The sequence below is a fragment of the Ulvibacterium marinum genome, assembly GCF_003626755.1.
Lineage (GTDB): Bacteria > Bacteroidota > Bacteroidia > Flavobacteriales > Flavobacteriaceae > Ulvibacterium > Ulvibacterium marinum.
The window spans coordinates 1,069,533-1,087,209 of record NZ_RBCJ01000002.1; the positions used below are offsets into that span (position 1 = coordinate 1,069,533).

The following is a 17,677-nucleotide window of genomic DNA, read 5'->3' on the forward strand; positions in this document are numbered from 1 at the left end:
AAAACGTACAGTCATGAATTCTAAACATCATTACATCTCGATTTCCCAAAGAAAAACTATATTTTCCAATAAGACCTTAAGTTCAGCTGCAGCTATTTGGTTTGTGACAGCAGTCCTAGGTCAGTGGATCTTTGCTTTTTATGTTGCCGCATTTTATGGTGGTGCCGCTATAAACGGGGACTTTATGAAATGGAACCGAGTTCTGCCGCACGGTTATATTGAAGGTGATACTATCGGCAATATGGCGGTTGCGATACATCTTCTCTTTGCAATCATCATTATGATTGGCGGACCACTTCAATTTATACCTCAAATTAGAAACCGCTTTCCGGCATTCCATCGTTGGAATGGAAAACTCTATCTAGTAACTGCATTTATTGCCAGTTTTAGCGGTATCTATATGGTATTGACCAAAGGTACCATTACCGGAATCACAGGAGATATCAGTGTTAGCTTCAATGGGCTTTTAATTATGTTGTTCGCTTTGTTGGCATGGCGAATGGCGGTGGTCAGAAAATTTAAAGCACACGAGCGATGGGTACTTCGCTTGTTTTTGGTAGTCAATGGGGTTTGGTTTTTTAGGATAGGCCTTATGCTATCCTTTTTACTAAATGGAGGGCCTTTTGGATTCGACCCGGAGACTTTTCGAGGTCCGTTCATTACCTTTTTGGGTATAGGGCAATATATGATTCCCCTTCTGATCTTGGAACTCTATTTTTTCACGAAGGACCGTACGAGTAATTTCGGAAAGCTGACTATGGCCACTGCCCTATTTGTAATGACCATTTTTATGGGACTTGGAGTTTTCGCCGCGACCACGGGCATGTGGCTTCCACGTCTTTAGCCCAATAATGAACATTATTTGTAACTAATTTGAAATCGGAACTACCAATAGTAGCCGTATTCCATTAAAAATTGAAAAAATGAACAACTCTGTTTTAGGAAGTCGACCGATCAAAGAAAAAGGTGAATTGGAGAACGCTTATGAAAAACTCCTTGACATAGAACAAAGTAGAATGTACGAGCAGTTTTATGCTTTTCTAAGAACAACGGACCTACCTTATATTCCATGTTTGGAAAACGATGTGGAGATTGTATATCAAAAATGTTTCGAAACCTTACATAAACTGGGCGAAGTTTCAATTCCCGTTTCCGTCGCCTTATCCATGCATTATTATGTTTTGGCATCCATAGCCACTTACCCATTTAAGAAAACAAGTCCGCAGTATTGGAAAAGGGAAATCCTATTAAACAAAATCAAAAAGGAACGGGTGTTTATTGCTAATACGGGGTCGATACGAACATATGACAACGTTTCGGAAAACAAAGGTATTCTGGCCATGAAAGAAAAGGATAATTATATTGTATATGGCCGTGCACCCTTCATGTCCCTGGCCGGGATTGCAGATTACCTCGTCTTTACAGCAGAGTTATCCGATGGAGGCAAGGCTGTGTTTTTTGCTGCTTCGGACAATGCCCAAATCGAGTTTACCGATACTGTTTTTGGCGATACCATGAAAGGGTCGTTTACAAAATCCGTAAAATTCAAAAACTTGCGGGTCCCCGTTTCAAACGTCATAAAGTTAGATGCCCAAACCAAGGAACAATCCGAGCTTTTAATATATCAAAGGTCATGGTTTCAGGCATTGGTATCGGCCCCATATCTAGGAGCTGCTAAACGCGTGATAAAGGAAGTAAAGGGTTTTGGTGAACAAAAAATGAAAAAGGGGAAAAAACTATCGGAATCCGAATACTTTTTGAATAATCTGGGAGAATTGGTAGTAAAATATAAAGGGGCGAGGCAACTATGCATGCAAGCGGGTCGTGCGCTATCTAGGTTCAAACAAGGAAACAAGGTCCTGTTGGAAATGCTATTTGAAGCTTCCGTACTGTCCAAATTCTTTGGCACACATCATGCTGAAGAAATTGTGACCCAGGCCAGATATATCATGGGGACCCAGTTTTTATCACCCCAAACCATGACTCACAAAATTTATAAGGAGATTGTTTTTGGCCCCCTACAGCCCATGACCGATATTGATATTAAGGCATATTTTAGCCAAAACCTATAAACCAGACTACTATTTCATATGGGGCCCACAAATCATTCTGGTAATGGTTTGATTTGATAATAAAATCGTTTGTGGTTGTTGGATTATTAAGTTATTGGGTTGTTTTGTTGGTACGCGACAATAACTTGGTAAACCAATAACTGGACAACTCTTAAAATCGAAATATTTCCAGATACTGAACCCGAAAATAAGGGCACACACAAAGTATATAATTGCCTGCCGCAGGCAGGGTTTCAACTAAAGATTGACCTATGAAGGCCATACGCAACGAAAAATATGGTTTACCCAACGTACTTCAATTGAAAGAAGTGGAAAGACCCGTGCCCAAAAACAATGAGGTTTTGGTAAAGGTACATGCCTCGTCCATAAACTCCTGGGATTGGGACTACCTCACCGGGAGGCCTCGCCTATATCGACTATTCTTTGGTCTGTTTAAACCAAAGCATAAAATTTTAGGGGCCGATATTGCGGGACAGGTACTATCGGTTGGTGGAGAAGTTAAACTTTTCAAACCCGGAGATATGGTCTACGGAGACCTCTCCGCATACAATTGGGGTGGTTTTGCCGAATTTGTTTGTGCCGATGAAAACCTCTTGTCCACAAAACCGGCCAACTTAACCTATGAAGAGGCGGCAGCGGTGCCCCAGGCGGGCGTGCTTGCGCTCCAAGGATTACGTCACAATGGTGATATTGAGGAAGGACATAAAGTCTTGATCAATGGTGCCGGTGGCGGCGTAGGGACCTTTGCCTTACAACTGGCCAAGCTTTGGGGTGCAGAAGTAACTGCGGTGGATCGTTCCGATAAATTGGATGTGCTTCTAGACCTGGGTGCCGACTTCGTAATCGATTACCAAAAAGAGAACTTTACAAAGACCGAAAAAAAGTATGACCTGATACTGGATGTTATTGCGAAAAAACCACTTTCCAAATACAAAAGTGTTTTAAATCCCAATGGGGCATTTGTCGTGGTGGGAGGGTCTGTAACATTACTTTTAAAACTGGCCCTAAAGTCTATATTTCCCAAGAAATCTGACAGGAAAATGGGAATCCTTATGCACAAGCCGAACAGACAGGATTTGAAAATTCTCCAAGAGTTATTGGAATCTGGAAAACTAAAACCTATTGTAGACCAATCCTTTCCTTTAGCCAAAACCCGTGATGCTTTCACATACTATGGAAAAAACCTGGTAAAGGGAAAAATCGTTATTACCGTGGAGTAATTGCTTGTTCAAAATAAACACAGTTTTCCAAAACACTAAATAATCCTATATTCGTAACAATGCCTGCCCTGTTTTGTCATTACCACGGCTGACCGAACAAATAGACCATGACCATCTATATTGCCGATATCATTCCCTTCATCATCATTCTTCAAAGTATCTTTTTTGCACTGGTTCTCCTAACCGATAGGGGATCCAAAAAAATAAGTAACAGTTACTTGGCTTCCTTTCTAATCATGCTTGCACTACAGTTTACGGTGATGTTGAACGACACCTATGGAACCGCCAATATTTTTCTAAGTGCAACGCTTTGTGTTTATGGCTTTGCTTACGGCCCATTGCTCTTTTTATATTCGAGATCTTTGATGTATCGAAAGTTTCGTTTTTCTTTTTTACAATTGGCCCACTTTATACCCTTTGTCATATTGCTCCTAACTGCAGCACTTGGCTATTCATTTTGCGGAAGATTTGGGTTTTTGCTATATGTTAGTCTTTTGACTTATAGCACTTTGGCAATCCTAAAAGTTGTCACCTATAGAAAAATAGTAAAGGAGACCCAATCATCTTTGAGTCGTACCGATTTAGTATGGCTTCAATGGACGATTATTATTTTTTGTGTTGCACTGCTGTTGGATATGGTCGATCAGCTTTTTTGGAGCACGGACCTTTTTGCTGGTATCTCATCCATTCACCTAATGATTCTCTTGCTTATTAATTGGATGTTCTATAAAGGACTTAAACAACCTCAGATTTTTCTGGGTATCACGGCATTGGATGAAGCTGTTTTTATGGAAAAAAGAAAAGCTCCCCTCAAAACGACTCCGGATACTTCCGAAAAACAAGATCTTGAGCACATTCAGGGTTTTATGCGGGATAGCGACCTTTATATGGATCCGGAACTCAGCCTAAGGCAACTTTCGGAGCAGTTGCAAATACCTCCTAGAAGGCTGTCCTATTTGATCAATGCTTTTTTGGGGCAGAATTTCATGGGTTTCATCAATAATCATCGAATTGAAAAGGCGAAATCCCGTTTGGAGTATCCTAAAGAAAAAGGGGAAACTATATTGGAGGTAATGTACGAAGTGGGTTTTAACTCAAAATCCTCATTCAACACCCTATTCAAACAAAAGACTGGTTTAACCCCTACGGAATACAAGAAAAAACACCTTTCTTCCTAGTTCGTATTCTTGTAAACCAAAATCCAAACCCTTTATCCCCTCTAAAATTAGTTCGAGTTCATGAATACGAACTTTTCATACCCAAAAGTCTAATTTCTTTGTTGACATCATCAAATTTTGTCCATGAAGAAAATACTGAGATTCACAAAAAAACTATTGAAGTTTTTGGTCATCACCCTATTTATGCTTTTGCTTTTTTTAATCGCAATCGTTCTTATTTCAAGCAAAGATTATGGCAATCCCGAATCGGTTATTGGGCAAGAAAATGAGGCATTGGCCCTTACCCATGTAAACATTATCAGTATGGACCAAGGTCGCGAAGTGTTGGAAAAGCACAAGACGCTATTAATAGATAAAGGCATTATTACGGGAATGATTCCAGATTCGGTTTCCATACCAAGCGGATATTCGATCAAAAACCTAAACGGAAAATATGTGATGCCAGGCCTTATTGACATGCATACCCATATTTTTGATCGATCTGATCTGGCAATGTACTTGGGCTACGGTGTGACCACGGTACGGAATATGATGGGATTTCCCATGCATTTGAGGTGGCGGGAGCAGGTAAACGACGGCTTATATCCAGGAGCAACCTTAATAACCGCTTCACCGACCATAAACAGTGGGGCCAATACAGGTCCTTTTCATAAGAATATAAATACCCCTCAAGAGGGCACTGAGGCAGTGAGTGCTTATAAGGATAAAGGGTACGACTTCATCAAAATCTATGATGGACTTAATCGGCAACAATTTGAAAGTATTATGCAAGAAGCCAACCATTTGGATATGGATGTGGCCGGGCATCCTCCACATGCCATAGACCTGAATGTACTTCTACAATACCCGATTACCTCTTTTGAGCATATTGAAGAAGTTATTCAAGGTATGATGGATTACGAGCTGGATACCGTCATGGGAAGGAAAATTGCAAAAGAATTAAAACAAAATGACGCCAAAGTAACCGTTACCCTATCGCCCTTTCACCATATTTACAAAACCACGGTAGAAGGGGAAGCATTCATGAATTCAATCCCCAAAATCCCCATCAACCCCTTTATTGAATTTATCGGCAAGAAACAGCTTTCCCAATGGATCGACTCCAATGAAGGTACTTACAAATGGCATGTGGATAAATACCGCTGCATGAAAGATCTTGTTCGTATTTTTAATGAGGAAGAGGTCACTTTACTACTTGGTACCGATACCGGACCTAATCTGACCGCTCCAGGATTGACCTTGCACGAGGAAATTGCCTTATTGCACGAAAATGGACTAAAACCCTATGCAATACTACAATCTGGTACCATAGAAGCGGCAAAGGCCTTGGGTATGGAAAATGAGATAGGCTCCATTACTAAGGGTAAAAAATCACAGTTGTTGATTCTAAATGATAATCCATTGACCCACTTGGATGCCATGAGAAATCCTTATGGTATGATTAACAATACCTTATGGTACAATGAAGGGGATATTGATGATTTAAGAAAGATGGGAGGTGATAAATCAGGAATCCTAATGACTTTAGGCCGATTTCTTGATCACATGCTTAAAAAATAGAGGACAAGAAGTTAATGCCCAAACCCTGCTACGTAAGTACCCTACTTGCTCAAATACATTTTTCTACGTCCGTACAAGTCGTAAAACTGGTCGTCCTTTAGGCTATCAATGAACAGGATACTTTCCCCCGTACTCTTCATTTCCGGACCTAAATTCTTGTTCACGTTAGGAAATTTGTTGAATGAGAACACCGGTTGCTTAATGGCAAAGCCCTCCAACTGGGGATCGAATTCAAAGTCTTTGACTTTCTTTTCACCCAACATCACCTTTGTAGCGTAATTTACATAAGGTTCCTTATAAGCTTTGGCAATAAAGGGTACCGTTCTGGATGCCCTGGGGTTTGCTTCTATGATATAGACCATATCATCCTTAATGGCAAATTGGATATTGATCAACCCTACGGTATTCAGGGCTAAGGCAATTTTCTTTGTATGATCCTTAATCTGCTGCATTACGAACTCGCCTAAATTAAATGGAGGCAGGGTAGCATTGGAATCCCCGGAATGGATACCACAAGGCTCTATATGCTCCATAATTCCAATGATATAAATCTCCTCCCCATCACAGATGGCATCGGCTTCGGCCTCTATGGCTCCATCCAGATAATGGTCCAAAAGCAGTTTGTTGTTCGGTATTTTGCGCAGTAAGTCCACTACATGCGCTTCCAGTTCCTCTTTGTTGATGACAATTTTCATTCCTTGCCCTCCCAATACGTATGAAGGCCGCACCAATAATGGGAAGCCAAGTTCGTCTGCCAATTGCAGCGCTTCGTCCGCAGTTTCCGCTACCCCAAACCTCGGGTAGGGAATGTCATTCTCTTTGAGCAGCGTGGAAAAACTACCTCGATCCTCGGCCAGATCTAAGGACTCAAAGCTGGTACCTATAATTTTGATTCCATATTTATCCAACTTTTCCGCCAGCTTTAGGGCTGTTTGGCCACCTAATTGGACGATTACACCCTCTGGTTTTTCATGACGGATGATGTCATAAATATGTTCCCAGAAAACAGGTTCAAAATAGAGTTTATCCGCCGTATCAAAATCAGTGGAGACCGTTTCCGGATTGCAATTGATCATTATGGTTTCATATCCACATTCGGCTGCGGCCAGAACCCCATGTACACAGCAATAATCAAATTCTATCCCCTGCCCTATTCTATTGGGACCCGAACCTAGGACCACTATTTTCTTCCGGTCTGTAACCGCGCTATCATTTTCTACATACCGTTCCCCGTCCGGTGTTTCTATCTCGGCTTCAAAAGTAGAATAGTAATAAGGGGTCATCGCCTTGAATTCGGCGGCACAAGTATCCACTAATTTATAGACGCGATTAACGCCCATTTCCGCTCGCTTGTTGTAGACTTCGCTCTCCCAGCAATCCAGCATATGGGCTATCTGCCGATCGGCAAAACCTTTCTGCTTGGCCTCCAACATCAATTCCTTGCTTAAGGTTGCAATGGTATAGGTAGATATTTCCTTTTCCAACTGATACAGTTCCTCGTATTGCTTAAGGAACCACATATCTATTCTGGTAATATCATGAATACGACTCAAAGGAATTCCCATTTGAATAGCATCATAGATAACGAACACCCGATCCCAACTGGGAATGGTCAATTTGCTGATAATCTGATTGTAATCCTTGTATCCCTTTCCGTCGGCACCCAGCCCGTTTCTTTTAATTTCCAAGGATTGTGTGGCCTTATGTAAGGCTTCCTGGAAAGAACGGCCAATCCCCATTACCTCACCAACGGCCTTCATCTGTAGGCCCAAGGTACGATCAGAGCCCTCAAACTTATCAAAATTCCATCGTGGTATTTTTACGATTACATAGTCCAAGGTTGGTTCGAATAATGCCGAAGTAGATTTGGTAATCTGGTTTTCCAACTCATCCAAATGATACCCCACGGCCAACTTGGCAGCTATCTTGGCAATAGGATAACCGGTTGCCTTGGAAGCCAATGCTGATGATCGTGACACCCTGGGGTTGATCTCAATGGCAATAATATCCTCTTTTTCATCCGGGCTAACAGCAAACTGTACGTTACAACCTCCAGCGAAATCGCCAATGCTCCGCATCATCTTTATGGCCATATCCCGCATACGCTGGAAGGTCCTATCCGAAAGTGTCATCGCTGGGGCCACTGTAATGGAATCCCCAGTATGGATACCCATAGGATCCATATTTTCTATGGTACAGATAATGACCACATTATCGTTCTTGTCCCGTAGAAGCTCAAGTTCATACTCCTTCCAGCCCATCATGGCCTTGTCTATCATTACCTCGTGAATCGGGGATATTTCCAGACCGCGGCTTAAAAGTTCATCAAAATCTTCCGGCTTGTACACAATGGAAGCGCCGGCCCCCCCAAGCGTATACGACGCCCTAATAACCAAGGGAAAACCAAATTCCTGTGCAATTTCCTTCCCTTTTAGAAAAGAAGTAGCCGTTGCCTGTGGTGCCATACCTATCCCTATCTCCATCATCAATGCCCTGAACCGTTCCCGGTCCTCGGTAATATCTATGGCATCGATATCTACGCCTATAATCTCTACATCAAAATCTTTCCAAATACCTTTTTCGTCCGCTTCAATACAAAGGTTTAATGCCGTTTGTCCGCCCATCGTCGGTAATACGGCATCTATTTGTGGGTGTTTTTTTAAGATTTCCAGAATCGATTTTGTGGTCAACGGTTTAAGATAGATATGATCCGCCATAACCGGATCCGTCATAATAGTGGCCGGATTACTATTGATCAATATGGTTTCTATTCCGTCTTCTTTAAGGCTTCGTAGAGCCTGAGATCCGGAATAGTCGAATTCACAGGCCTGTCCAATGATAATAGGTCCAGAACCTATTATCAAAATCGATTTTAAATCTTTTCTTTTGGGCATTTTTTATATTAGGTTTTAATCAGTTGGTACCGAAATAAGTTCGGTGTGGACAAAAAAAAGGTGCTACTTCCGAAAAAGTAACACCTTGGTATTGTTAAAATGTTCAATCATTATTTTTTGTGTCTCGGCTCTGAGGATACGGATAATTTTTTTCTTCCCTTGGCCCTTCTTCTGGCAAGTACCTTTCTGCCATTGGCAGTAGCCATGCGCTCTCTAAACCCATGTTTGTTCCTTCTCTTTCGCTTGGATGGCTGAAATGTTCTTTTCATTTTTGAGCCTTTAAATACTTGTTATACGTTACAATGGACATTTTGCCCATAAAATTCTGGGCGCAAATATACGAAGAGTTTTTGCTTTGCCAAATGGAAATATAAAAATGTTTCGGTTTGTTTTTATTACTTTTGCGCCATTCGATAATTTGGATTTTTCCCCACTATGAAAAAGGTTTTGCCCCTATTGTTTATATTGTTTTTTGGGCCGTGGGCCATGGGCCAAGTAAAGTTGGAATACAAGCTGGAAAAGGATGACGTATTTACCATTAAGCAAGAGGCCAAACAGGTCATTACCCAAGAACTGGAAGGAGCTGAACACGAATTGACCAATGTAATCGATGGTGTTTTGGAATTCAAGGTCCTAGGTGAAGAAGATGAAAATTACGAAATAGCGTTGACCTTTAAGGATCTTAATCTTAAAATTGTATCCAGCATACAAGGAGAATTGATGAATGTGGCCGCAAAGGAAATTGTTGAGGGTGATATGCAATCCAATATTTTCAATAGCTTATTGGAGCATCCTATACAAATGACCCTTTCCAGAAATGGACATATCCTTAGGGTTCAGGGCGGCGATAGTCTAGTGGCCAAGATGGCCCAAGCTTCTGGATTGGAAGATGAGTTTTCCCTGAATATGATGAAAAAATCCTTGGAGAAGGAATTCGGATCGGAAGCCTTATCCAACAGCTATGAACAAATGACCTATCTCTACCCCCAGCAACAAGTTGCGCCGGGAGATACCTGGGAGAATGAGTATACCGGAAAGTTAAGCACCAAGAATACATGGACTTTGGAAACCATTGAGGACACCAACGCAAAAATTACGGGAACGGCTGAAGTGATTATGGATATTACCGAACCCGCTACCACGATGAACCTTACCGGAACACAGGCCACCCATATTACCACGGATTTATCATCTGGTTTTATAAAAAAAATGAAGGTAGAGGGCGAGTCCAAAGGTATGGGAACCGTGGCGCAATTGGGAGATCAGAAGATCCCGACTACCATAAAGTCCACAATTACATACGAACGAATCAATTAAAGTAAGAACATGTTCCATAAGAATATTAAACTCGTCATTGCCGGATTAATTATAGCTTATGCCATTTATCAGTTTATGGAAGGGAATATAGGCAATGGTATTGCTCTGATTTTGTTTTCGCTCATTTTCATCTTCCTATACTTTAGGAACGAAATGATTCTACTGGCCTTTTTACGTATGCGGAAACAGGATATGGAAGGTACCCAAAAATGGTTGGACAAAATAAAAAACCCGGAGGCAGCCTTAATCACCAAACAGCAAGGGTATTACAATTATATGCATGGTATCCTACACTCACAAAAAAACTTGACCCAAGCCGAAAAATATTTTAGAAAGGCCTTAAAATTGGGACTGACTATGGACTATGATGTAGCCATGGCCAAACTGAGCCTAGCCGGTATAGCTATGCAAAAACGTCGCAAACGGGAAGCGACTACCTTACTTCAGGAAGCTAAAAAGCTGGACAAGAACAACATGCTTACAGAGCAGATTAAAATGATGCAGCAACAGATGAAGAGGATTTAAGGGTTACTACTGGATACTTTGTAGTAGCCTTTGTTGGGTATTTCTATGATATATTTTTTCCTGGAAGCGTTATTTAAGTGTGCTTCGCGAAGCCATGGATTATGGCGTTTTAAAATCTTGTAATTTATTTCATACCGTTGGGCAAAATCGGCAAAGCTAAAAACGGGTTCATCCACTTCTACCCGAAATGTAGGTACGGTCGTATACATATCCTCTTTATTGATTTCAAAACCATATTTTTCAGGATGGGTAAGGATTTCCTTAATCGCCATAATCCGAAATACATAACGTCCCGTTTCTTGGCCAAGTAAAAGGTCATAGTAATCTCCCACCTGCTGTATTCCCATAAATTTGTTGATCGCGCCTGGACCTGCGTTGTAAGCAGCCGCTGTCAAAGTCCAACTCCCATATTTCTCCTTCCATTTGTTCAAGTATTGACAAGCAACCTCTGTGGATTTTTCCAAATGATAACGCTCATCAACATTCTTGTTCACTTCAAGTCCATACTCTTGTCCGGTCCCTTTCATTATCTGCCAAAAACCGGTGGCTCCGGCATGCGAAACTACGTTCTGAAGTCCGCTTTCGGCAACGGCCAAATACTTAAAATCGTTCGGAATACCATTCTTGGCAAGGATAGGTTCTATTATGGGAAAGTACTTATGCGCACGCTTCATCAACAAAAGGGCATTGGATTGCCAATAAGTATTTACCAAAAATTCCCTATCCACACGTTCCATCACTTCGGGATCATCTTGTGGTACGGGTTCCCCTGCAAAATTCAAATCTTCCGGGATATCTATTGCAGATATTTTATATTCCTTGGCAACGTTTTTACCAGGGTCGTTTTCCGCTACATCCATAGCATCATCGCTTTGCTCTTCTACCCTATTTTGTACTGCAAATACTAACGTACTCACTACAAAAAATACTCCTAAAAGCATTAAAACGTTCTTTATTATCTTCATTTTGCCGGATTTGTTATTATTCAAAGGTATTAATACAACTCCCTTATTCCAAAATAATTGTGGGCAGGTGTTCATTGAACCATTTGGCCCGATGTATGATCATAGTGTGAGTCCCATTTTTTACAGTAATGCAATCTTTAATGTTGCCGATAGGAAATACCGGGTCTTTTTCACCATGGATGTGCACGAGACGTTCGGGGCAATCCTGTTGATCCCAATTTATGATTTGATCTAAGGACCAATCTATGTAGTGCTTATCCCTAATAGAAAGATATTGCTCGTAAAGTTTTAGCCGTTTGGTGATGGTCTCCCCAAAGGCATACTTGGCCAGAAGTTCTACATTATTCACCAGGCCTGTAGGCAGTAGTTTATACGCTTTGGTGTACTTGGCAAAAGTCATTTTTTTTGGTAATTCAGAGGTGCTTTTTACGCTGGATACGATAATCGTTTTTTTTATCGGAATATATTTCGCCATTTCCTGAACGAGCATACCTCCAAAGGACACGCCCAAAAGCACAGGGTTTTCATGAACGATATTTTTGTTCATTTCAACGGCATACTCGGACAGCGTCATTCCCTGTTCGGGAATAAACCATTCCAATAAATGCTGTTCAAATTTATCCTTGGGAAGTGCTATGTTTTCAAATATAGATGGATTTGCGGCCATTCCCGGCATAAAATAAACATGGGTTTTATCATAGGGCATAATGGCTAGACTTTGCGTTTTACTAGGAAAACTCTATTTTTTTCCCTACTTTTGTACAATCATTGGAAGTTATCCCCAACATCTTAATTTCAAAGTAAAAATATATAAAATTACGATTGTAGAACATCGTGATTTTTTTGTCTAAGACCAACATTAAAATCAAACTATATGAACGAAATGGAAATCAAGGACAATAGTTTCTTGCGTCAATTTGAAACTAGGCTCAATGGGCATTTAGCTAAAATCGAATACTCCTCGCAGGAAAGAAAGGTCTTTTTGACCAAGCTGGTAGTGCCTGAAGAAATTACCAAGGAAGGTTTTAAAGAAGATTTTATAAAATCTGTCCTTCATCACATTCAGGAACAAAACCAAAGAGTTGTTCCAACCAGCCCGCAAATAGCAGGTTTTCTACGGAAAAATAGACAATACAAAGAAATGTTGCCGGTAGGCATCAGAATCTAGAAAAATAAAATCCCGCAATTAGCGGGATTTTTTATGCCTTCACCTCACTTTCAATAAATTCAAATCGCACCAAACCATCCTCGTCGATTTCGGTCAGTTCAACGTCATGTAATGTATTTACCAATTTGGGATTCCAAGGCATTTTGACTTTTACATAATTTTCCGTAAATCCATGAATATAGCCCTCCTTGTTTTCCCCCTCGAACAATACCGTTCTTACAGTGCCCAACTGGCTTTCATAAAAAGCACGCCGTTTTTTGGCCGAAAGTCCACGTAACATCTTGCTTCGTTTGGTTCTAATCTTCTTGGGGACTACGCCGTTCATCTCTGCGGCAGAAGTATTGTCCCTTTCGGAATAGGTAAACACATGCAGGTAGGAAACGTCCAACTCATTTAGGAAATGGTAGGTTTCCAAAAAATGGGCATCCGTTTCCCCGGGAAATCCAACGATAACATCTACACCAATACAGGCATGAGGCATAATTTCCTTTATCCTTTCTACTCTTTCAATGTATAGATTCCGTAGATAACGCCGACGCATGAGCTTCAAGATCTCATCGCTACCGCTTTGTAATGGAATATGAAAGTGGGGCACGAAGGAATTGCTGTTCGCCACAAAATCTATTGTCTCGTTTTTTAAAAGATTAGGCTCTATGGAAGATATCCGAAGCCGATGAATTCCCGCTACCCTATCCAAGGCCTTGATCAAATCCAAAAAAGTGTGTTCGTGTTTTTTATTGCCAAACTCTCCCTTGCCATAATCCCCTATATTCACGCCAGTCAATACGATTTCCCGAATTCCCTTGGCCGAAATTTCAGCGGCGTTCTGCAAAACATTTTCCAGTGTATCACTTCTTGAAATGCCACGCGCCAGAGGAATAGTGCAATACGTACATTTATAATCACAACCGTCCTGTACTTTTAAAAATGCACGCGTCCTATCCCCTATGGAATAACTACCAACATAAAAGTCGGCTTCCTCAATTTCACAGGAATGAATTTGGGCCTCCCTTCCACTGCCTGCCCGACCATGCCATTCAGGCGGGCGCTCAGGGTGACTACTGAGAAGGTCGTTTATATAGTCCGTAATCTTGAATTTTTCAGTAGCTCCCAAAACCAAATCCACCCCATCCACGGCGGCCAACTCTTCTGGTTTTAATTGGGCGTAACAGCCAATGGCGGCTACAAATGCTTCGGGATTGGCTTTTTGTACCTGTCGCACAATGGTCTTAAAACGCTTGTCCGCATTCTCTGTAACCGAGCAGGTATTTATGACGTACATATCCGCCGGTTGCGAAAAATCTACCCGCTCAAATCCTTCCGATACAAAACCTCTTGCAATGGTAGAGGTCTCGGAGAAATTAAGCTTACAACCGAGTGTGTAAAAAGCGACTTTCTTTTTCATTTTAGGACTGCAAATATAGGGCAAAGTTGTTATAGATGCGTGAAGTTATAGGCTTTAAGTTCTTCAGAATCAACTTAAAATCGAATAGTAAAACTGCCAAAACCATTCAATAGTTCCGCCACTTTTGGGTGAGTTCAAAAACATGGTTTAGGATATTGGCTTCCTTTTCATCAAACTCTACATGTCTTCTGGCCATCATCACCTTGGCCGCCTCAAACGCCTTTCTTGGAAGATAGGTGCTAAAACCGGAAGCCCCGCCCCAACTAAAACTGGGAATAAAATTACGGGGGAAGCCGGGTACGTAAATATTGGAATTCACCCCGATTACAGTCCCCGTATTGAACATGGTGTTGATGGCCGTTTTACTATGATCACCCATCATAAGACCGCAAAATTGCAATCCCGTCTGCTCAAAGCTTTCTGTGGCATAGTTCCATAGTCGCACTTTGGCATAATTGTTTTTTAAGTTGGAATTGTTACTGTCCGCACCAATGTTGCACCACTCGCCCAATACCGCATTCCCAAGATATCCTTCATGACCCTTGCTGGAATATCCAAAGATTACCGAATTGCTTATTTCACCACAAACCTTTCCATAAGGGCCAACTGTAGTAGGACCATAAATCTTGGCTCCCATTTTTACAACGGCATTGTCACATAAGGCAAATGCCCCTCGAATAAGGTTACCCTCCCAAACCTCGGAATCTTTTCCCAAATAGATAGGCCCTTCCGAGGCATTTAAAATGCTATATTCCACTTTTGCCCCTTCTTCCAAAAATATATTCTCAGGGCAAATCAATTGATTTGTATTGGAAATAGGCGCACTTTTTCTTCCATTGGTAAGAAAATCAAAATCTGCCTGTAGGGCTTCCCCATTTTTAGAAAAGATGTCCCAAGTACGTGCTACACTTAATATTTCTCCTTCGTAAACTACTTTTTTAAAAGTTGAAAGGTCAGCTAATTCCCGAAGCTCATTTGCACAATAGGCTATGACTTCATCCTTCAGATAAATCGCTTCATTTCGTCTTAGCCTTTTCACCAAGTTGGTCAATTCCACATTTGGCAAAAAGGAAGCATTGATGAAAGTATTCTCTTCTTCAAGCACCAAAGAGAACTTTTCTTGTAGATAGTCCTCGGTTTTGGAACTTGTACCCACACCAAGATAACGTTCCCATTTCTCGCGAATGGTCAAAATTCCTATGCGGATATCAGCTACTGGCCGGGTATAGGTAAAGGGCAGCAAATGGTTTCTAACGTTTCCATCGAAAAGAACATAATTCATCGTAAGGGTGGTTTGGAACAAAATTAAAAAAATTACGCCCCCGATTTTGGTCGGAGGCGTCAACTATTTTTTGTAAGGGTGTATCCTTTATTCGCTTTTATCCTTTGAAGCGTCCTTTTGTGGAGCTGCCGGCTTCTTTTTGAACTTATCGTACTTGCTCTTAAATTTATCAATACGTCCTGCCGTATCCAAAAATTTAGCTTTGCCAGTATAAAATGGATGAGATGTTCTTGAAATCTCCAATTTCACCAATGGATATTCCACCCCATCTACTTCCAAAGTTTCCTTGGTGTTGGCGGTGGATTTGGTGATGAACACATCGTCATTGGACATATCCTTAAAAGCGACCAATCTATAGTTTTCTGGGTGTATCCCTTTCTTCATCGGTATAGTACTTTAAATGCTTTTCCTAAAAGTGGTGCAAATTTAGACAATTTTCAGAAATCTGCAATTTTAATTCCTAAAAAAGAGAAACAAAATAGTGTATCTTTAAATGTAACAAAAGTGTTAAAAAGCACACTAAAATAATAACAACCTAAAAACAAAATCAAATGGAAGAAAATCAACCAAAAACAGGGAAGTTTTCATTGAATTACGGCCTGATTACCGGTGCTGTTGGAATTCTATTTGCATTAATCCTATTTTCAATGGATATGCATTATGAGCGTGGCTTCAGTGTCCAAGGAGTTCAAATAGCAATATTGGCTGCAGGTATCCTATTGGCTATTTCCCAATTCAAAAAGGCCAGTGCCGGCTACTTGAGCCTTTCAGAAGCTTTGAAGCTCGGAGCAGGAGTTGCTTTAATTGCAGGTCTTTTAGGCCTACTATATTTTTTCCTATTTTCCAACTTTATCGAGCCTGATTTTATGGACAATACCTACGAACTTGGAAAACAGAAAGCCCTACAAGACAATCCTGAGCTCACCGAGGAACAAATTGATCAAGGGATTGAGTTCCAAAAAAGTTTAGCGTGGATTACTTATCCAATAATACTAGTTATGAATATTGTCATCGGTCTCATTGTTGGTCTTATCGGGGGCCTTATCATGAAAAAGCAAAAACCAGCATATTAATTGCAAAGTTGTATTTTTGGACAGATGCTTAGCCATTTTCTATGAATCTGTCCATTGTAATCCCCTTGCTCAACGAGGAAGAATCACTTCAAGAACTCCATGACTGGATTGTAAACGTCATGCAGAACCATGGTTTTTCCTATGAAGTCATCTTTATTGACGATGGCAGTACGGATAGATCTTGGAAGATTATATCAAGGCTTTCGCACGATAACGATTACATAAAGGGAATTCGATTTTTAAGGAATTTTGGAAAGTCTCAAGCCCTGCATGCCGGCTTTAAGGGGGCCCAGGGAGACGTCATTATTACAATGGATGCGGATCTCCAGGATAATCCGGAGGAAATCCCAGAATTATATCGCCTAATTACTTCGGAAGGATTCGATTTGATTTCGGGCTGGAAGAAAAAGAGATATGACGCACTACTTTCAAAGAACCTGCCCTCCAAACTTTTTAATTGGGCGGCAAGAAAGACCTCGGGAGTAAAGTTGCACGATTTTAACTGTGGGCTAAAAGCTTTCCGAAAAGCCGTAGTAAAAACTATTGAGGTGCGAGGGGAAATGCATCGGTACATCCCCGTCTTGGTTAAGAATGCGGGTTTTTCGAATATCGGTGAAAAAGTAGTCAAGCATCAGGCCCGTAAATACGGTAAAACTAAATTTGGAATGGAGCGGTTCATTAATGGATTTCTGGATTTGATCACTATTTGGTTCGTATCCAAATTTGGCAAAAGACCTATGCACCTTTTTGGGGCACTTGGCGTATTAATGTTTATAGTCGGCTTTGGGTTTGCGCTCTATTTGGGAATAGACAAACTTTTTATAAATCCCTTCGGTCGTTTGATTACAGATCGACCTCAATTTTTCATTGCCCTCACCGCTATGATTTTGGGAACCCAACTGTTTCTTGCCGGTTTTATAGGTGAGATTATGATTCGTTCCAAAAAAAATGAGCCCCGTTATACCGTTTCGGAAGAAATCAACTTCGCTAAGCAAGAAGAACAATATTCTTCTTAAAT

General features: G+C 41.0%; 17 protein-coding genes. 10 read left to right on the top strand and 7 right to left on the bottom strand.

What is annotated here, in order from left to right; translation table 11 throughout:
• The first annotated feature begins 13 nt into the window (after positions 1-13).
• The 5 genes from D7Z94_RS11930 to D7Z94_RS11950 all read left to right on the top strand — a co-directional run bounded on the left by D7Z94_RS11930 (position 14) and on the right by D7Z94_RS11950 (position 6,030).
• Complete coding sequence (locus D7Z94_RS11930; protein ID WP_120711763.1) at positions 14-844, top strand: DUF2306 domain-containing protein; 831 nt, start codon at positions 14-16, stop codon at positions 842-844.
• A 79-nt stretch (positions 845-923) separates the two neighbouring features.
• Positions 924-2,072, top strand: a complete 1,149-nt coding sequence (locus D7Z94_RS11935; RefSeq protein WP_120711764.1) for an acyl-CoA dehydrogenase family protein — start codon at positions 924-926, stop codon at positions 2,070-2,072.
• 251 nt (positions 2,073-2,323) lie between these two features.
• On the top strand, positions 2,324-3,292 hold the full coding sequence (locus D7Z94_RS11940; protein ID WP_120711765.1) for an NAD(P)-dependent alcohol dehydrogenase: 969 nt from the start codon (positions 2,324-2,326) through the stop codon (positions 3,290-3,292).
• A gap of 107 nt (positions 3,293-3,399) precedes the next feature.
• Entirely contained in the window at positions 3,400-4,470 is a 1,071-nt protein-coding gene (locus tag D7Z94_RS11945; protein ID WP_120711766.1) for a helix-turn-helix domain-containing protein, read from the top strand.
• A gap of 123 nt (positions 4,471-4,593) precedes the next feature.
• Positions 4,594-6,030: an amidohydrolase family protein gene (locus tag D7Z94_RS11950; RefSeq protein ID WP_120711767.1), complete on the top strand. Its 1,437-nt coding sequence runs from the start codon at positions 4,594-4,596 to the stop codon at positions 6,028-6,030.
• A 41-nt stretch (positions 6,031-6,071) separates the two neighbouring features.
• Here the strand turns inward: D7Z94_RS11950 and carB are convergent, their stop codons facing one another.
• Together carB and rpmH are read right to left on the bottom strand one after the other, a co-directional pair.
• On the bottom strand, positions 6,072-8,924 hold the full coding sequence (carB, locus tag D7Z94_RS11955) for a carbamoyl-phosphate synthase large subunit (protein WP_120711768.1): 2,853 nt from the start codon (positions 8,922-8,924) through the stop codon (positions 6,072-6,074).
• A 110-nt stretch (positions 8,925-9,034) separates the two neighbouring features.
• Complete coding sequence (rpmH, locus tag D7Z94_RS11960; RefSeq protein ID WP_120711769.1) at positions 9,035-9,193, bottom strand: 50S ribosomal protein L34; 159 nt, start codon at positions 9,191-9,193, stop codon at positions 9,035-9,037.
• A 166-nt stretch (positions 9,194-9,359) separates the two neighbouring features.
• Between rpmH and D7Z94_RS11965 the strand changes: the two genes are divergently transcribed.
• Both D7Z94_RS11965 and D7Z94_RS11970 read left to right on the top strand, forming a co-directional pair.
• Entirely contained in the window at positions 9,360-10,241 is an 882-nt protein-coding gene (locus D7Z94_RS11965; protein ID WP_120711770.1) for a DUF6263 family protein, read from the top strand.
• A gap of 9 nt (positions 10,242-10,250) precedes the next feature.
• Positions 10,251-10,766: a DUF2892 domain-containing protein gene (locus tag D7Z94_RS11970; RefSeq protein ID WP_120711771.1), complete on the top strand. Its 516-nt coding sequence runs from the start codon at positions 10,251-10,253 to the stop codon at positions 10,764-10,766.
• Here D7Z94_RS11970 and D7Z94_RS11975 read toward each other — a convergent pair.
• Both D7Z94_RS11975 and D7Z94_RS11980 read right to left on the bottom strand, forming a co-directional pair.
• A complete protein-coding gene (locus D7Z94_RS11975; RefSeq protein ID WP_120712047.1) occupies positions 10,763-11,731 on the bottom strand; it encodes a lytic transglycosylase domain-containing protein in 969 nt (322 codons plus the stop codon). The two genes, D7Z94_RS11970 and D7Z94_RS11975, sit on opposite strands and share 4 nt — an antisense overlap.
• Before the next feature lie 43 nt (positions 11,732-11,774).
• Positions 11,775-12,437, bottom strand: coding sequence for an alpha/beta hydrolase family protein (locus D7Z94_RS11980; protein WP_120711772.1), 663 nt, complete (start codon positions 12,435-12,437; stop codon positions 11,775-11,777).
• Between the two features lie 168 nt (positions 12,438-12,605).
• Between D7Z94_RS11980 and D7Z94_RS11985 the strand changes: the two genes are divergently transcribed.
• The gene (locus D7Z94_RS11985) at positions 12,606-12,899 is read left to right on the top strand and encodes a GNAT family N-acetyltransferase (protein ID WP_120711773.1); all 294 of its coding nucleotides are present in this window, start codon (positions 12,606-12,608) and stop codon (positions 12,897-12,899) included.
• 31 nt (positions 12,900-12,930) lie between these two features.
• Here the strand turns inward: D7Z94_RS11985 and mtaB are convergent, their stop codons facing one another.
• The 3 genes from mtaB to D7Z94_RS12000 all read right to left on the bottom strand — a co-directional run bounded on the left by mtaB (position 12,931) and on the right by D7Z94_RS12000 (position 15,970).
• The gene (gene mtaB / locus D7Z94_RS11990) at positions 12,931-14,304 is read right to left on the bottom strand and encodes a tRNA (N(6)-L-threonylcarbamoyladenosine(37)-C(2))-methylthiotransferase MtaB (protein WP_120711774.1); all 1,374 of its coding nucleotides are present in this window, start codon (positions 14,302-14,304) and stop codon (positions 12,931-12,933) included.
• 106 nt (positions 14,305-14,410) lie between these two features.
• Positions 14,411-15,586, bottom strand: a complete 1,176-nt coding sequence (locus tag D7Z94_RS11995; protein WP_120711775.1) for a GlmU family protein — start codon at positions 15,584-15,586, stop codon at positions 14,411-14,413.
• An 87-nt stretch (positions 15,587-15,673) separates the two neighbouring features.
• Positions 15,674-15,970, bottom strand: a complete 297-nt coding sequence (locus D7Z94_RS12000; protein ID WP_120711776.1) for a type B 50S ribosomal protein L31 — start codon at positions 15,968-15,970, stop codon at positions 15,674-15,676.
• Between the two features lie 167 nt (positions 15,971-16,137).
• On the opposite strand from D7Z94_RS12000, the gene D7Z94_RS12005 reads away from it, so the two are divergent.
• Positions 16,138-16,659, top strand: coding sequence for a DUF4199 domain-containing protein (locus D7Z94_RS12005; protein WP_120711777.1), 522 nt, complete (start codon positions 16,138-16,140; stop codon positions 16,657-16,659).
• Between the two features lie 41 nt (positions 16,660-16,700).
• Complete coding sequence (locus D7Z94_RS12010; protein WP_120711778.1) at positions 16,701-17,675, top strand: glycosyltransferase family 2 protein; 975 nt, start codon at positions 16,701-16,703, stop codon at positions 17,673-17,675.
• Positions 17,676-17,677 lie beyond the last annotated feature (2 nt).

Bases quoted from the DNA above. Each gene is read 5' to 3' on its own strand.
- D7Z94_RS11930 (WP_120711763.1), top strand. From the start codon at position 14: ATGAATTCTAAACATCATTACATCTCGATTTCCCAAAGAAAAACTATA.
- D7Z94_RS11935 (WP_120711764.1), top strand. From the start codon at position 924: ATGAACAACTCTGTTTTAGGAAGTCGACCGATCAAAGAAAAAGGTGAA.
- D7Z94_RS11940 (WP_120711765.1), top strand. From the start codon at position 2,324: ATGAAGGCCATACGCAACGAAAAATATGGTTTACCCAACGTACTTCAA.
- D7Z94_RS11945 (WP_120711766.1), top strand. From the start codon at position 3,400: ATGACCATCTATATTGCCGATATCATTCCCTTCATCATCATTCTTCAA.
- D7Z94_RS11950 (WP_120711767.1), top strand. From the start codon at position 4,594: ATGAAGAAAATACTGAGATTCACAAAAAAACTATTGAAGTTTTTGGTC.
- carB (WP_120711768.1), bottom strand. From the start codon at position 8,924: ATGCCCAAAAGAAAAGATTTAAAATCGATTTTGATAATAGGTTCTGGA.
- rpmH (WP_120711769.1), bottom strand. From the start codon at position 9,193: ATGAAAAGAACATTTCAGCCATCCAAGCGAAAGAGAAGGAACAAACAT.
- D7Z94_RS11965 (WP_120711770.1), top strand. From the start codon at position 9,360: ATGAAAAAGGTTTTGCCCCTATTGTTTATATTGTTTTTTGGGCCGTGG.
- D7Z94_RS11970 (WP_120711771.1), top strand. From the start codon at position 10,251: ATGTTCCATAAGAATATTAAACTCGTCATTGCCGGATTAATTATAGCT.
- D7Z94_RS11975 (WP_120712047.1), bottom strand. From the start codon at position 11,731: ATGAAGATAATAAAGAACGTTTTAATGCTTTTAGGAGTATTTTTTGTA.
- D7Z94_RS11980 (WP_120711772.1), bottom strand. From the start codon at position 12,437: ATGCCCTATGATAAAACCCATGTTTATTTTATGCCGGGAATGGCCGCA.
- D7Z94_RS11985 (WP_120711773.1), top strand. From the start codon at position 12,606: ATGAACGAAATGGAAATCAAGGACAATAGTTTCTTGCGTCAATTTGAA.
- mtaB (WP_120711774.1), bottom strand. From the start codon at position 14,304: ATGAAAAAGAAAGTCGCTTTTTACACACTCGGTTGTAAGCTTAATTTC.
- D7Z94_RS11995 (WP_120711775.1), bottom strand. From the start codon at position 15,586: ATGAATTATGTTCTTTTCGATGGAAACGTTAGAAACCATTTGCTGCCC.
- D7Z94_RS12000 (WP_120711776.1), bottom strand. From the start codon at position 15,970: ATGAAGAAAGGGATACACCCAGAAAACTATAGATTGGTCGCTTTTAAG.
- D7Z94_RS12005 (WP_120711777.1), top strand. From the start codon at position 16,138: ATGGAAGAAAATCAACCAAAAACAGGGAAGTTTTCATTGAATTACGGC.
- D7Z94_RS12010 (WP_120711778.1), top strand. From the start codon at position 16,701: ATGAATCTGTCCATTGTAATCCCCTTGCTCAACGAGGAAGAATCACTT.